This window comes from Sediminibacterium salmoneum NBRC 103935, assembly GCF_000511175.1.
GTDB classification, from domain to species: Bacteria; Bacteroidota; Bacteroidia; order Chitinophagales; family Chitinophagaceae; genus Sediminibacterium; species Sediminibacterium salmoneum.
In genome coordinates, this window is sequence record NZ_KI866530.1 from 1,534,823 (window position 1) to 1,549,539 (window position 14,717).

General features: G+C 41.3%; 8 protein-coding genes. 4 read left to right on the forward strand and 4 right to left on the reverse strand.

Annotation, left to right across the window (positions count from 1 at the left end):
• Positions 1 to 141: 141 nt before the first annotated feature.
• Together P767_RS16290 and P767_RS16295 are read right to left on the reverse strand one after the other, a co-directional pair.
• Entirely contained in the window at positions 142 to 1,098 is a 957-nt protein-coding gene (locus P767_RS16290; RefSeq protein WP_051417219.1) for a bifunctional metallophosphatase/5'-nucleotidase, read from the reverse strand.
• On the reverse strand, positions 1,091 to 1,840 hold the full coding sequence (locus tag P767_RS16295; protein ID WP_051417220.1) for a 5'-nucleotidase C-terminal domain-containing protein: 750 nt from the start codon (positions 1,838 to 1,840) through the stop codon (positions 1,091 to 1,093). Before P767_RS16295 ends, P767_RS16290 begins: the two co-directional genes overlap by 8 nt.
• An 80-nt stretch (positions 1,841 to 1,920) precedes the next feature.
• On the opposite strand from P767_RS16295, the gene P767_RS0107275 reads away from it, so the two are divergent.
• On the forward strand, positions 1,921 to 2,298 hold the full coding sequence (locus P767_RS0107275) for a DUF3127 domain-containing protein (RefSeq protein ID WP_026763969.1): 378 nt from the start codon (positions 1,921 to 1,923) through the stop codon (positions 2,296 to 2,298).
• A gap of 34 nt (positions 2,299 to 2,332) precedes the next feature.
• Positions 2,333 to 3,904 carry an NAD(P)/FAD-dependent oxidoreductase gene (locus P767_RS0107280; protein WP_026763970.1) on the forward strand — a complete coding sequence of 524 codons (1,572 nt, stop codon included), beginning with the start codon at positions 2,333 to 2,335 and terminating at the stop codon, positions 3,902 to 3,904.
• A 37-nt stretch (positions 3,905 to 3,941) separates the two neighbouring features.
• Here the strand turns inward: P767_RS0107280 and P767_RS0107285 are convergent, their stop codons facing one another.
• Positions 3,942 to 5,018: a zinc dependent phospholipase C family protein gene (locus P767_RS0107285; RefSeq protein WP_245586856.1), complete on the reverse strand. Its 1,077-nt coding sequence runs from the start codon at positions 5,016 to 5,018 to the stop codon at positions 3,942 to 3,944.
• Between the two features lie 19 nt (positions 5,019 to 5,037).
• Here P767_RS0107285 and P767_RS16300 point away from each other — a divergent pair, with 19 nt between their 5' ends.
• Both P767_RS16300 and P767_RS0107295 read left to right on the forward strand, forming a co-directional pair.
• On the forward strand, positions 5,038 to 5,976 hold the full coding sequence (locus P767_RS16300) for an ABC transporter ATP-binding protein (protein WP_037351683.1): 939 nt from the start codon (positions 5,038 to 5,040) through the stop codon (positions 5,974 to 5,976).
• A gap of 4 nt (positions 5,977 to 5,980) precedes the next feature.
• Complete coding sequence (locus P767_RS0107295) at positions 5,981 to 7,318, forward strand: ABC transporter permease (protein WP_026763972.1); 1,338 nt, start codon at positions 5,981 to 5,983, stop codon at positions 7,316 to 7,318.
• 111 nt (positions 7,319 to 7,429) lie between these two features.
• Here the strand turns inward: P767_RS0107295 and sov are convergent, their stop codons facing one another.
• Positions 7,430 to 14,608, reverse strand: a complete 7,179-nt coding sequence (sov, locus tag P767_RS0107300) for a T9SS outer membrane translocon Sov/SprA (protein ID WP_245586857.1) — start codon at positions 14,606 to 14,608, stop codon at positions 7,430 to 7,432.
• Positions 14,609 to 14,717: the final 109 nt, after the last annotated feature.

Consider the following 14,717-nt stretch of genomic DNA (forward strand, 5'->3'; position numbering starts at 1 on the left):
CAATTAAGTGAACAATTTTATATAATCAGTTAAGTTTTATCTCTGCTTACAAGTTATCTTATTTTCCCCATATGTGGATATGTTTCGAAAATAAAAACCGGGTTGCGAATATGTAGACTTTATGTTGAAAAAAAAATTTTTTTATTCGCTTGGTTTTCTCATTATAACTACAGTATGGGCTTTCGGCGATTTATTTCTTTTTACTTCCGAAAAATTATAATCTAAACGTCCCATTTGTATGCCTCCAAAGCCCATCTGGTTCACCAAAATATCCCCACCATCCTTGTTTTTATATTTTCTGGGTTGATCAAAAAAGCGGTGTGTATGACCACCGATGATTAAATCGATGTTCCGACTCTCTTTGGCCAGAATTTCATCGCTCACTTTATTGTCGCTGTATTTGTCTCCCAGGTGCGAAAGACAAACAATCAAATCACATTTTTTCTGCTTCAGTAAATCAGCTGTTTGGTTGGCTGCAACAATCGGATCATTGTATACTGTATTACCGTACAAATTTTTGGGAACCAAGCCTTCCAGTTCAATACCCACACCTAAAATTCCAATGCGTTGTTTTCCTTTCTGAATAATGGTGTATGGTTTATACAAAAACTCCATCGGTGTTCCCTTAAAATCATAATTGGAAATCACCACGGGAAAATTGGCATGCTGTAATTGATTGGCAAAGTTTTCAATGCCTGCATCAAAATCATGATTCCCCATTGTAACCGCATCATAACCCATTTTGGCCATGGCTTTTATTTCAGGTTCTCCCTTGTACAAATTAAAGTACGGGGTACCCTGAAAAATATCACCCGCATCCAGCAATAAGGTGGATGCGTTCTCCTCCCGAACCGATTGAATGATGGACGCTCTGGCTGCTACCCCACCCAATCCCTGGTTTCGGCCCCCATCCATGGGGAAAGGTTCCAATCTGCTGTGCACGTCATTGGTGTGTAAAATGGTCAGAAGGGATTGTTCTGGTATCGACTGTAATCCATCCAGCGTTTGCGCTTGTAAAACACCCTTGCCAGCAATTGCACCAGCTGCCAGTGCAGCACCTGTGAATGCGGTTTGTTTTATAAAATGTCTTCTATTCATTGTTATTGCTGGTTACACGGTTTTCAATTTTAGGATCCAGGGGTTTTCCACTGGCAGTAATTTCAGTAACATAACTGATTAAAGCATCCCGTATTAAATACCCTTTGTTCTGAAAAGGAAAAGGTTTTAGCATGGCAGCATCACTACCACCCTGAGCAACATAATCGGAATTGGCAACAATATAAGTGGCGTTTCTATCCAGTGGTTTTCCATTCACTACAATATCAACGGCTTTCTTATCTTGAATTTTAAAAGATGAACCTTTCGAAATGGGCCAGCCTCCATCGGCAGCAACATGCTGAAACAAGGCTTCCAGCACCGATCCCTTCAATTCCTGAATCACAAGCAAATTGTCAAAAGGCATTAACTCATAAATATTTCCTACGGTAATATTCCCTTTGTTCAGTGTGGTTCTGATACCTCCGGAATTCATGAAAGCAATATCTACGGCAACTTCAAATTTTCTGGCTGCCAAATCCCGCATGCAGTCTGCCATGAAATTACCCAGGCCACTCTCCGGTAACCGCTTGGCCAAAGTAGTAGGCGTAAATCCAATTACTTTGTTCATTGTGCTGTTAATTTCAACCGAATAGGGCTGAATCAGATTCAAGAGAGCCGTATCCTGCTTTTGCTTACCCGACACAGACAAACCCTGATAATTTACGGTATTCGGAACCTGAATGGTACCGCAGGATAAAGCAACAAAAAGGTAGAATACAAGCGGAAAAGTATAACGCTTCATAGTAGACAGTTGTGAACGAAGAAAGGTACAATTTTAATTGGTAAAAATACACCTACTTTTGTTTAAAATAAACCTTACCCATGAGTTATGAAATTGTAGGCAAACTGGTAGCCAAATTTGATATTGTTCAGCGCACAGAAAGTTTTAAAACCAGAGAATTTGTTATTGAAAAATCAGAAGATATTAACGGAAGAACCATCACGAATTATGTGAAGTTTCAATGTGTGCAGGATAAAACTGCCATGCCCGACAGATTCAATATTGGTGAAGACGTAAAAGTTCTTTTTAATATCAAGGGAACCAAATGGGTAAAAGACGGAAGAGAAAACTATATCACCAACCTGGATGCATGGAGAATGGAAACAGTAAAATTGGCTTCTGAAGGCGATATGCCTCCTTCTGCATCTTATAACGATATACCACCCAGCGACGAAGTGGTAGACGATCTTCCATTCTAAAGCTTTTTACTTTTTAGGATCAACACCTGACAGTATGCAAAAAAATATCTCGCTTAAATTAAAGCCCGAAGAAACGGCCAGTCCAATGATTGTGCAATCCATGCTGGCTGCAGCTTTGGGAACAGTTGCAGAAAATATTACCGGATACACCACCCTCAAACAATCCATAGACGCCAGAAGTCGTCAGCAGGTTTGGATCAACCTGACCCTGAACGCTTTTGTGAATGAACCTTTCATAGAAAGAAGTAAAAACCTTTTTGCTTTTGATTCATTACCCGCAAAGGCAAAAAAAGTGGTTATTGTAGGGGCCGGACCCGCAGGGCTTTTTGCGGCATTGGAACTTTTACAATTAGGCATTCAGCCAATTATCATTGAAAGAGGAAAAGATGTAAAAGCCCGAAGAAGAGACCTTGCCGTATTAAACAAACAAGGCATCATTAATCCGGACAGCAATTATTGTTTTGGTGAAGGCGGAGCCGGAACCTACAGCGATGGTAAATTGTATACCAGAAGCAGTAAGAGAGGAAGCATAGATAAAGTATTGCAATTGTTTTATCAGTTTGGAGCAGAAGAAAAAATTCTCTATCAATCGCATCCACATATTGGAACCAATAAGTTGCCGCAGATTATTGCTGCCATGCGCGAACAAATTATTGTTGCGGGTGGGGAAGTGCATTTTGAAACCAAACTTATCGACTTCGAAGTCAGAGATAATAAAATCATTTCGCTGAAAACAGCCAATGGCGGCAGTTTTGCAGCAGATGCATTTATACTGGCAACCGGGCATTCTGCCAGAGATATATTCAGACTGCTCCATCAAAAAAATATTGAAATAGAAGCCAAACCCTTTGCCTTGGGTGTAAGAATTGAACATCCGCAAAGCATTATTGATTCCGCACAATACCACTGTAATACAAGGGGCGAATTTTTACCACCTGCCTCTTATAGTTTGGTAGAACAGGTAAAGCAAAGAGGCGTGTTTAGTTTTTGTATGTGTCCCGGAGGGATTATAGCCACCGCTTCAACTGATCCCGGCGAATTGGTTGTAAACGGCTGGAGCCCAAGCAAACGAAATAACCCATTTGCCAATAGCGGAATGGTAGTACAGGTTGCTGAACAGGATGCATTGAAATATTTTAAGAAGAAAGAAATCAATCCTCTCCTGCTCATGGATTTTCAGCAATCAGTAGAGCAGAAAGCTTTTACTGCCGGAGGCGGAAACTTTGTAGCACCAGCGCAAAGAATGGTAGATTTCTGTAACAATAAACTTTCACAAAACCTACCAGATTGCAGTTATTTACCGGGCTTACAGGCTGCGAATCTGCAACAAGTCTTACCCGATTTTATTTATCAATCCTTACAAGGGGCACTAAAAATGTTTGGGGCAAAAATGAAAGGGTACTATACCAATGAAGCAGTTTTGGTAGCAACAGAAAGCAGAACTTCTTCTCCTGTAAGAATACCCAGGGATCCGGAAAAACTAACGCATACGCAACTGCAGAATTTATATCCATGCGGAGAAGGTGCAGGTTATGCCGGAGGGATTGTAAGCGCCGCCATGGACGGACAGAAGCTGGCTCATCAGATTGCAAAAGTTTTCGGTTAATAAACTTCTATGCTTTAGAAGTATATTTTTCTGGCCCCTATTGTTTCTTCTTAGCCTCTAACAAATTATCTGTAATCAGGCGGTTGTTTTTGTAGGCCTCAACTTCAGTTGCAAATTTGGATTGTCTCTCTGCATTGGCTTGAAACAAATTACTTAAATCAGGTTTACCTGCATCCACCCAGGCCGTGTACCAGAAATCAGCAATCATAGAGGCAGAATGCAGTAATTGTTGATTAATGGTGGGCTTTAATTGATTCGCATAGGCTTTGGCAAATCCACTGGTATAAGAACGGGATTGTTTACCATTGCGCATTTGGTAGCGATACTTGGTAGAGTCTGTAAAAGAAAGCGAAACCTTCTTTTCCATTTCCAGTATATCCGGCAACAACTTATGTGCACGTTGCATGGCTTTCTGAACCTCACGCATAGGATTGCGCAAATATTGTGCTTTATGACCGTTGAACAGGTTATAGCTTTCCATTTCCAGTTCCGGAATCATCGACTCCCATAAACCGTGCAGGCCTTGCTGATTGGTTAACTGTCCATCGTAGTTAAGGGTAGTATGCAAAGGCACATTGGCATCTCCAATATAGTGGCCCAGATCTGCTGCATAAAAAAGGATGGAGTCTTTGTTCTGATTCTTAAAAGCGGCTGTAAGCCTGTCTTTCATCACTATAATCTGATAAGGAACATAGCCATACTGTTTTAAAGTATCCCAGCTATATTTTTCAATGGCTTTGTCAAAGCCCGATGGAAGCTGAAAAGCAGTCTTTACTTTATACGGCTCAAGGTCCATGAAATGTTTGGGAGCTTCCGTGCTATCCGTATTTCTGCGGGTATCTGCCCTGGGAGCATCATACACCAGCTTCGACAGATTACTGTGAAAAAAGCTACTCATTTCCACCGGCAATTGATAAATAGCCAATTGGTGTATGGTACGGTGAACCAAGAATCCCCAGCCTGATAAACCAACTAAGCAAACAAGCATCAATCCTGCAACTCCCCACTTCTGAAAACCCTTCATTTCTCTGTATTTATATAATCCCGCAAATTTACTCAAAAAACCTGCCCACTCCTGTAATAATATGTTGAATGGGCGTACTAATTCATACATTCAGTAAATAATTAAGCGTATGAGTGCAATCTTAGAATTAAACAACCTGAAAAAATATTATGCTACCCAGAAAGCGGTGGATGATATTAGTTTCAGCATAGAACAGGGAAGTATTTTTGGCTTACTGGGTCCAAACGGCGCAGGCAAAACCACCCTATTGAGAATGATCACCGGAATTTTTTATCCGGACAGTGGCGAAATCAAATTAGATGGAAGAACTTTTGATCCGCTCAATGATATTATTAATATAGGGTACATGCCGGAAGAAAGGGGCTTGTACAAAAAAATGAAAATTGGTGAACAGGCTATGTACCTGGCTCAGTTAAAAGGGTTGAGCAGGGCTGATGCCATGCACAAAATCAAGTTCTGGTTCAAGAAGCTCGAAATGGAAAGCTGGTGGAATAAAAAAGTGGAAGACCTAAGTAAGGGAATGAGTCAGAAGCTTCAGTTTGTAACCACTATTTTACATGAGCCTAAACTGATTATTCTGGACGAACCTTTCAGTGGTCTGGATCCCCTTAACGCAAACCTGATTAAAGAAGAAATATTTGCCTTGGCCAAAAATGGCAGTACGGTTATATTTAGTACACACCGTATGGAACAGGTAGAAGAAATCTGCGACCATATTGTATTGGTTAACCTGGGTAAAAAAATACTGGACGGCACGGTACATGGTATTAAGCAGCAGTTTAAAGAAAACAAGTTCAGTATTCGCCTGTCAGATGTTTCAGGCAATTTAAGTTCACCTGCATTCAATGTGGTAAAAGTAAATGACCAGGAATTGATTCTTCAGATTAATCCCGGCTACAAAAGCAATGATATCCTGAATCATTTTCTGCAAACACCTTGTACCATTGAATCTTTCAATGAAATCCTGCCTTCCTTAAATGAAATATTCATCAGCCAGGTAGAAGGAACACACGCAACAGCAAGAGCATTTCAAAAACTAGACAACTAAACGTATGAATAAGATATTGATTATTATACAAAGAGAATACCTCAGCAGAGTAATGAACAAACGTTTTCTGCTCACTACCATTTTAACTCCATTAATCATGGTTGGCGTAATTGCCGGAGCAGCCTTACTGTCCACTTCCGGCAAAGAAAACCACAAAATAGCTGTGATTGATGAGAATGGATTTTTCAAAGGCAACCTGAGAGATGCGGGTGATATTAAATTTGAGTTTCCTGCCAATGTAGATACCTCGAACTACGTAAGCAAGGGCTATACAGATATCATTCTGATTCCTAAGTTCGAAGGCACGAATAAAACAACTTATATTATTCGCTCTAAAAAAAGAATAGGACTAATGCTTCAGTCTAAAATTGAAGACCGAATCAACGATGCCATAGAAGATCAGATGTTACAGGATGCCGGAATTAACCGTGCACAGTTAGACTCTATCAAAGCTTCCTCACAATTTGCAGAAATGAAATCACTGGAAGAAGCCGGTGATACGGTTAAAGAAAGCAGTGCAGCCCTCTCCTATGGAATCGGATTCGGATCAGGCATGTTGATTTATATTACCATGTTTATCTATGGAGCCATGGTAATGCGCGGTGTTATGGAAGAAAAAACCAATCGTATTGCGGAAGTAATGATCAGCAGCGCCAAGCCTTTCCAGCTCATGATGGGAAAAATCATTGGGATTGGTGCCGTAGGATTAACACAATTCTTTGTTTGGATTCTTTTAATATTCGGATTCATAGCTGCCTCCCGGTTCTTTATTCCACAGGATGTTTTACAACAGGTGGCAGAACTGCAAAAAACCAATGCTCAAATGGGACCGGGTGCATCCATGGCACAGGCTAGTGAAACGGCTCAGAATATCTACAAGTTTCAAAATACCATGGGCACAGCCAACTGGCCATTGATCATCGGATGTTTTATTTTCTATTTTCTGGGTGGCTATTTATTCTATGCATCTTTGTTTGCCGCTGTAGGTTCTGTAGTAAACGAAGATCCACAGGACGCGCAAAGTTTAATGTTACCCATCACCATGCCGATCATTTTTTCTTTTATCATCATGAGCCGCGCGGTAGAAGATCCAAGCACCAGTCTGGCAACATGGGCAAGCATTATTCCATTCAGTTCACCCATGGTAATGATGGCGAGAATTGCCTATGGTGTACCGGGAACCGTTCCTTACTGGCAGTTGATTGCAAGTATGGCAACCCTTATAGGAAGCTTCTTATTAACCACCTGGTTGAGTGGTAAGGTTTACAGAACCGGCATTTTAATGTACGGTAAAAAAGTAGGCTGGAAAGAAATCGGGAAGTGGGCTTTCAGAAAAAATTAGCACAAATACATTGATAAAAAAAGGTGAGGGATTTCCCTCACCTTTTTTATTTACCAATATAAATGACTTTAATTTCCACAAACAAATTAAGAATGCGATAAACTGAAAAGATTATTGTGCCAGTGAAATCCGCACGTTAATTCCTGCACGCGTATTCGTGATAGGTGCAGAGGTAGAGATATACGGTGTTACTCTTCGCTGATCAAAGAAGAACTTAACGTTTATCCGGCTATTGATTACATAATCAATGGCTGGCTGAATAGTAATTTCTTTCTGACCGCCTGTACCATAAGCATTGGTTTGATCAAGGCGGCTATTACTGATAGACACATCGCGAACAGACACATCCAGTTTCAGGTTCAGGTCGTTTTGCAATCCCTTGCCTGCAATACCAAAAGGTAATTTAAATCCACGCTTTCTCCAGTTCAATCCCACAATCCACTCTGTACTGCGGCTTTCGCTCAACTGATAATCTATCAGACTTAAACTCAGCTGTCTGCTTTTTCTAAATTCCAGATTAAAGTTGAACTGGCTGATGGTAGTGAAATCAATTTTCAGGAGTGGCTCAAAACGCTCAGACATACTAATATTAGGTACCAGGAAGAAAGGAATAAAATTACCACTGGTAGAATCTATGAATCCTGGCGCATTCAATCTGAAAGGATCCTGATACAATAAAGCACTGCTGAAACTGTTCATGCTCAGTTGACCATTGTAACCGTGACTGATGGTAAAATTACTGAACACGGATGCCAGTGCCGGAATTTTAGATAAACCTGTATAGGTAATTCTCCAGTTGGGTTTGGGCATGATGCCACGGAATGGATTGGCGCTTATTTTACTGGAGCCCTCTTTAATTAATGCAATCGTGTTAGGGTCTTTCCCGGTGTACGCAGCAAGGAAGGAAGGAATTAAAACATCCTGAGAATATCGTCCATAACCGCGCGCATAACCATCACTGGTAAATTGCTGGTTAGCCGGAAGCTGCTGCCAGTAAGGATTCAGAGAAGCAACCCTTCTTGAAACCACCAGACGGTTGGCTTCAAATTCCTTGAATGTAGCCGACAACTCATTCGGATTACTTTTACCAAACAAGGTATTAAAAGCAATATAGGAAACACTGAAACCTCCGCTGAACAAAGGATTCAATTGCCCGAAATTATTTCCGGTTCCGGTAGTGTCTTTAATTAAAGCCGTATAATCCTTGCTAAAAGTTTTGTCTAAATTCAAATCAATAATCAATTCACGAATCGGTTCGAGCTGCGCAGTTATTTTTAAACTTTGTTCAAAACTCTGTCGGTACAAAAAGTTGAATGTGCTGTCTTTGGTTAATAAGCCTCTTCCAATTTTATCATTGATCCAGTTGGCATCCGGCTGTTTACCAAAAACATAATCCAGACCCGGTGCCATACTCTTAAAGTTCTGTCCAATAAAACGGGTGCTGTCCATATAACCCGGCAAACGGCTTCTGTAATTCTCACTATAGTTCACAGAGATATTTTTGAACATCGTCAGGAACTTACCTGCCGATCTTTCCAATGCACCCAGTTCAGGGGTTGTTGCCTGACGCAACATTTTTTCGGCATTGCGGATATCGCGTCTTTGCTGTCTCCATTTTTTAATGGCATCTGTTCTTTTCTGCCCGGTTAAGCCTGCTATCACTTCTTCTTTTGTAGGGAATACAGTTCCCAATGGATTCGCTGCTGGCGGGGCATTACGCGCATTCTTTGTATCTCCCTTTGCTCTTGGTGGTGGAATATTATCCAATGCCCGCATCCACCTAGACTTGGCATATAAGTTGCCAAAATTAAACTGGGCATTTAAATTGTTTTCCTGTGAGTTCTCAATGGTATTTCCCAGGTTAACGGCAATACGGCTGGCACCAATCCAGCTATAAGATGTTCCATAACTATACCTTGCCGTTATCCAGTCTGCAAAAGGAAACTTGTTTAACGGAATATTGTAATTCATGATGGCTTTCTGCTGGTACAAGGTATTTCTGCCCCCTTTTAAGAAATTACTTCTTACGGTATCTTTTTTCTCTTTGGTATCTATTCTTCCAAAAGGCTCATCAATACGCGCGTTGTTGGTTGCGTTAAAGTCCAGATTAACAGAGCGGGTTAAATCCCATCGAAGATTATAAAAACGATCAAACGTAAAATACTTGTCATAAGTGGTGTCTACCCTTTCTACTTTGCTGCTAAAAGTATTAACCATACGTGGAATGAATTCTCCAAACTGTCGATTGATATCAGCCCTGAAACTAATGAAGGAAGGCTTCAGATTAAAATTGGCATCTCTTACAAAAGCCAGCCAGGGGCTCTTTCCTTTAATCATCTTTTTAAAGGGCTCTACAAAACTGTTCTGACCAATATACGTGTATCCAAAACCACCGCGATGACGGGTTACTTTGTTCTGATTAATCACCGGACTGGTATGCTCCGTTTGCGTAAAGGAATAACTAATGTCAAAATTGCTGAGACTGAGTAACCTGGATCGGCCCGGACCTTGCAGCACCCTTACATTATTAAAGTTCAGCGTTTTAATGGTGGTGATATCTGCTGCTGCTCTTTTAATGGAATCTCTTTTATCGGGTGCAGCTGCATTTAATTTCTGCTTATAGTTCACATCCAGATCGTAGGGATCAAACTCCGGTGTTAAAGTAGAGCGATTGATACTTGCATAAATAGGAACAGAGAGTCTGGCTTTTTTAGGAACCAGTTTACCGGCATCTATATTGGCCGCAATATCAAACTGCATTAAATTGTCTTTGGCTCTTTCATTCACTCTTTGTTCCAGCGAACCAAAACCCTGTGTGTATTTATTGGCAGATACAGACAAGGTTCCCAGGTCGGCCAATACCAGGTCTACCCTACCTAATGCCGCATAGCCCCCTCTTTCATCCAGCCCTGATAATCTTAATTCATTGGCCCATACTTCAGCACTAATAGCAGTACCATTGGGTCTTACCGGATTTTCTACGGCCACCAATACCCCTCTTACTTCACCCAGGTTGGGATTACCCATGATGGAAAAAGTTTTATTGCCAATTATTTTCCGATAGATAGTAGCCAGAGAAGCCCCTGAATTATTTCTCTCCAATTTCAGGTCTATTAAATCGCGCAACAGAAAATCTATATTGTTCTCTACCGGCCACACACGGGCTTCCTGTCCTCTTGGATAAATGCCTGGTGGTGTAATCTTTAATGGAATCTTAACTTCATAATAGTTGTTCAGAAAATCCTGACCAATGCGGATAACCGCCCTGACTTCGTTGTCGGCAACCGGACGCTGACCGGTAATGGATTCCGCATGCAGATACATGGATAACTTGGCATACCGGCGTACATCCAGATTCAGGGTTTTAAAAATACCTCTTGCATCTCCCGGCTGTAAATTATTTACCCGCATGGCAATGGCCTGTTCATTTTGTTGCAGGTTTACTCCATTGTTACTTAATAACTGAACCCTTTCCACATTCGGAGGCATCAGATAATTCACGGGTGTTCTGCTGCTGTTTTCCTCTAAGTTTACGGCCAGGGTGTTGAAAGCTGTACCAGTGGTATTGTTGATGGGCGTGTATGATCCTGTTGTATCTAAATTATAAATAAACTGACGCCACTGATTTCTTACCAAATCTAATCTTGCCAAACGAACCACTACAGAATCCTCAAAATCGGTCATATACAAACGCACAAAACGAATGGATTTAAAGTCCGGAATATTCCCGATTTTTCTGGTGTAGTTTTTAATAGGAACCCTGAACAAATACCAATCTTCTGTTCTGGTAATTCCATCAGCAGAATTTACGGTTACGCGTTTTTTATCTGTGATATAGGGGGTTCTGCCCACGTCCATACCCGGTGCTAATCCCAGTTCGTATTCATAATACGATTCTGTTTCGTTCAGGGTATTGTCTCTGTTTAAATCTTCATTATCCGGAAACAAAGTAGCAGCTGAGGTAAACTGTCCGCCAGTGGTTGCCACCGGTGAGTTTCCCTGTGGATTGTTGAAATTTTTATACCGGCCCAGAATACCTGTCCCCGTTGCATCGTAGGCCGGATCGCGATACCATTGATAGTTATCATTTGATGGATCCTGTAAAGCTCTCTGATATACGGCAGATGCCGGACCAAAATTATTGGCCAGCTGATTCAGGATATAACTTTTCTTGCGACGCTCTGCTATATCATCAATACCATCAAAGCCCACATCCTGAAAAGGACGGTCGTTCGGATCATTGCTGAATGCCTGTGTAATCTGAATAGGATTCACAGGTGTTTTACCCCAGGTATTGCTGCTATCCACTGATGCAGGAACTGTTGGTGTATTCAATCCATTCTCATAAAACCTTCTGCCATCTTTTAAAATATCTTCACTGATATTACCAAAATTTAAAAACAACTTTCCACCTCTGCTCGTTGGATTCAGTATAAATGGATTCTGCATCCAGAATTCTACAAACTCTATATTATTGGTTTCAAAATCGGTTTGATCAATGGCGCGCATAATACCACCCCAACGCGAAGTGGGATTGCTCAAACGCCCATTGGCATTGATTTGTCCGGGACGGGTTTCAAAATTATAAGGACCCTTTTCGGTTGGATAAAATGCCAGATCAAAAGTGGCCGCCTGCACATCTGTGATATTGGTTGTTCTTTGCGGAAACAATTCATTGGTAAATACCTGACGAACACGAGGATCACTTAACTCTGTTAAGTTTCTGCGCAAAGGATTATTCGGACTATTCTTGTCCTGCAAGTTGGGTTCAATATTGTACCAGGCTAGTTTGGCTCTGTTGAAATTGTAATTGATAGAATCCGTTAATGTTGATTCCGGAAATTTCGGATTGCCCTGCGGAGTAGAGGCCAGTGCCCAGGATACAAACGGGAAGCGCAAATCTATTGATGCACGGGTACCTTCAAAATCATCAATGAAAATTAATCCCTGATCTCCTCTGCCAATTTGTGGTGGGTGTCCGGGTTGCAACATGGCTGCTTCCCCATAGGCATTAATGGAAGATTTTGCCTGAGTGGTGTAGAAAGGAAGTTTATCGAGTAAGCGTGTTAATCCTGGTAATTCAGAACGATAACTGAAATCAATTCCATACATGGTATTGCGAATAGGATCATCGCCATAACCCATTTTGGTAAAGAAGGGACGCTCTCCCAACTTCACCATGGAAGCTCCGATAGATAATTTCTTGCTCGCCAGATAATCTACCCTTAATCCTGCAAAGCCACGCTGTTGCATACCAAAGCCTATATTGTTTTCGAAGTTTACCTTAACAGGTATATTGGCACTCAGGATTCCCTGGTTCAATATTTTAACCGTACCCAGGTTATAGTCTACAATAAAGTCTGCTCCTTCCCTTAGTATTTGTCCTCCTGCAGTAACAGAAACAGATCCGGGTGGAATATTAAACGTATTCAGATAAATCTCTGAACTACCCCCTGCGCCCTTCACTTGTCCCTGCATGACAAATCGATTCACATTCGCAAATGTTTGTGCAATGGCTTTAATGGAATCGTAGAGTTGATAATAAATATATTTCTGCTTAGTAGCAATGGGCAAGCCACTGAATGCCAGTGTATCCAGGTCTCTACCAAAAGGCTCCAACACAGGAAATACTACTCTTCCCATCTGAGGCAATATGGTAAAGCCTTCTATATAATCGAATACCCCGTCGGGTTGCGGATCGTTCCGGTTATTGAGTCGGTCTAAATTTAAAATGCGAAGCAAGGGTTGTCCTTCTACTGCAGGAGATGTTTCGGGTAAAAACCTTTTTAAACCACCACTTGGTTCTTCGTATAAAACGTTCAGTTTAAAATCTGTTCTTTCAATTCCGCCGAACAGGTCAAGCGAATAAACGTTCTTCATCATCCATTGCCAGATAGGCAAATTGGTTCTTTGAGAAGTGGCTTTCAATAATTTCAAAAACAACACTTTCTGAACTCCTCTGCTGGAATCCAAAGAAATGTCCTGTGAAAACTCCCCTACCTGAAAAACCCTTCCGTTATAGGTGTACTGAAAGGCAACCGCCAATACTTCATCGGCCTGCAACTGTGTGTTAACCGATATAAATCCCGCTTGCGGATTAAAATAATATTCATTCGGAGACAGTTTTCTGGCAAATGTTTTTTCATAATCATCTACCGGACGTAGTCCCTTGCTTAATAATAAACTATTGATGAATGCAGGATTACGGGCATTGGGATCCCCCGCCAGAGAAGCGAATAAATTATTGGCACCATTGGCAGGCAAATCGCTGTTGGTTAAGGATTGAACGGAAGGATTAAAGGGACGAGGCTCACCCAGATCCATCAAACCCACAATATCACGCGCATCAGTGGTTGCACCGGTTCTGTTGGTTACCCAAACTTCCATCCGCTGAATCTGCACCTGTGAATTCACCACGGGTAAATTGCGCATGGTCTTATTAAAGTTGTCCCTGAAATATTTACCTAATAAAAAGTGTCGGTTTTCTTCGTAGTCATCCAGTTTTTTCTGGAAAGACTGCAATGCTGCACCACCTTGCAAGTTCAGACTCTGACGGGCAGAACGCTGATTGGCCAATGCACCCGTTACAAACAATTTACCAAATTGCAACTGCGCTTTTACCCCGAATAAATTCTGTGTACTCGGTATTAAAGTTCCTTTCGATTGAAAGGAAATATTACCTGCTTCAATGCTCTTGATAATTTCATCGTCCATTCCCTTGTAATCTAGTTTCAACTGATTGTCAAAACCCAGATTCGTTAAAGTATTATAGTTGATAGGGAAACGAAGCTTGTCTCCAATATTGGCATTCAGGTTCAGATTGGCATTCATGTCAAAATCGAATCCACCATTCTTTCTGGCTCTTTCAGGTAAAGTAGGATTTTTGATATTCTGACCCTGATAGCCTGCCATCACATTCACTTCCCCGGCAGGCCGGATATCTACTTTTAAATTTTGGCCGGTGAGCCCGAATATCCGATCGAATAATTTGGGATAGGTTTGAAAAGCCGGTCTTTTAGATTTTTGATTTAAGAGAAATAAGGCATCTGCCCTTTTCTTAAAATAATCGTTCTCCGATTTCCTGCTTTCCAGTTTCATCAGTTCATCCATTCCCAGCACCGTTGGTTTTCGGTACCAGCTGTTTCCAATTTTTTCAGAAACATAAAAGGATTTTGTTTTGGGATCGTATTCTGTTTTTCTTTTGATTAATCCGGTATCACGAATATCAAAAGGATTCTTACTTGGGTTGCTGAATACATCACCCCGACGATCCGTTATTGGAAACCGCAATGTGTCTTTCGTTTGGGCAAAAGAGGGCAGGTACCACAAAATGGTCAGCAATAAAGTCAGAAGTCTTCCGCAATAATTCAACAACAGTCCCGCTTGGTTAGGTAAAGCT

Coding starts and splice junctions, on each gene's coding strand:
- P767_RS16290 (WP_051417219.1), bottom strand. CDS start 1,098: ATGAATAGAAGACATTTTATAAAACAAACCGCATTCACAGGTGCTGCA.
- P767_RS16295 (WP_051417220.1), bottom strand. CDS start 1,840: ATGAAGCGTTATACTTTTCCGCTTGTATTCTACCTTTTTGTTGCTTTA.
- P767_RS0107275 (WP_026763969.1), top strand. CDS start 1,921: ATGAGTTATGAAATTGTAGGCAAACTGGTAGCCAAATTTGATATTGTT.
- P767_RS0107280 (WP_026763970.1), top strand. CDS start 2,333: ATGCAAAAAAATATCTCGCTTAAATTAAAGCCCGAAGAAACGGCCAGT.
- P767_RS0107285 (WP_245586856.1), bottom strand. CDS start 5,018: ATGTATGAATTAGTACGCCCATTCAACATATTATTACAGGAGTGGGCA.
- P767_RS16300 (WP_037351683.1), top strand. CDS start 5,038: ATGAGTGCAATCTTAGAATTAAACAACCTGAAAAAATATTATGCTACC.
- P767_RS0107295 (WP_026763972.1), top strand. CDS start 5,981: ATGAATAAGATATTGATTATTATACAAAGAGAATACCTCAGCAGAGTA.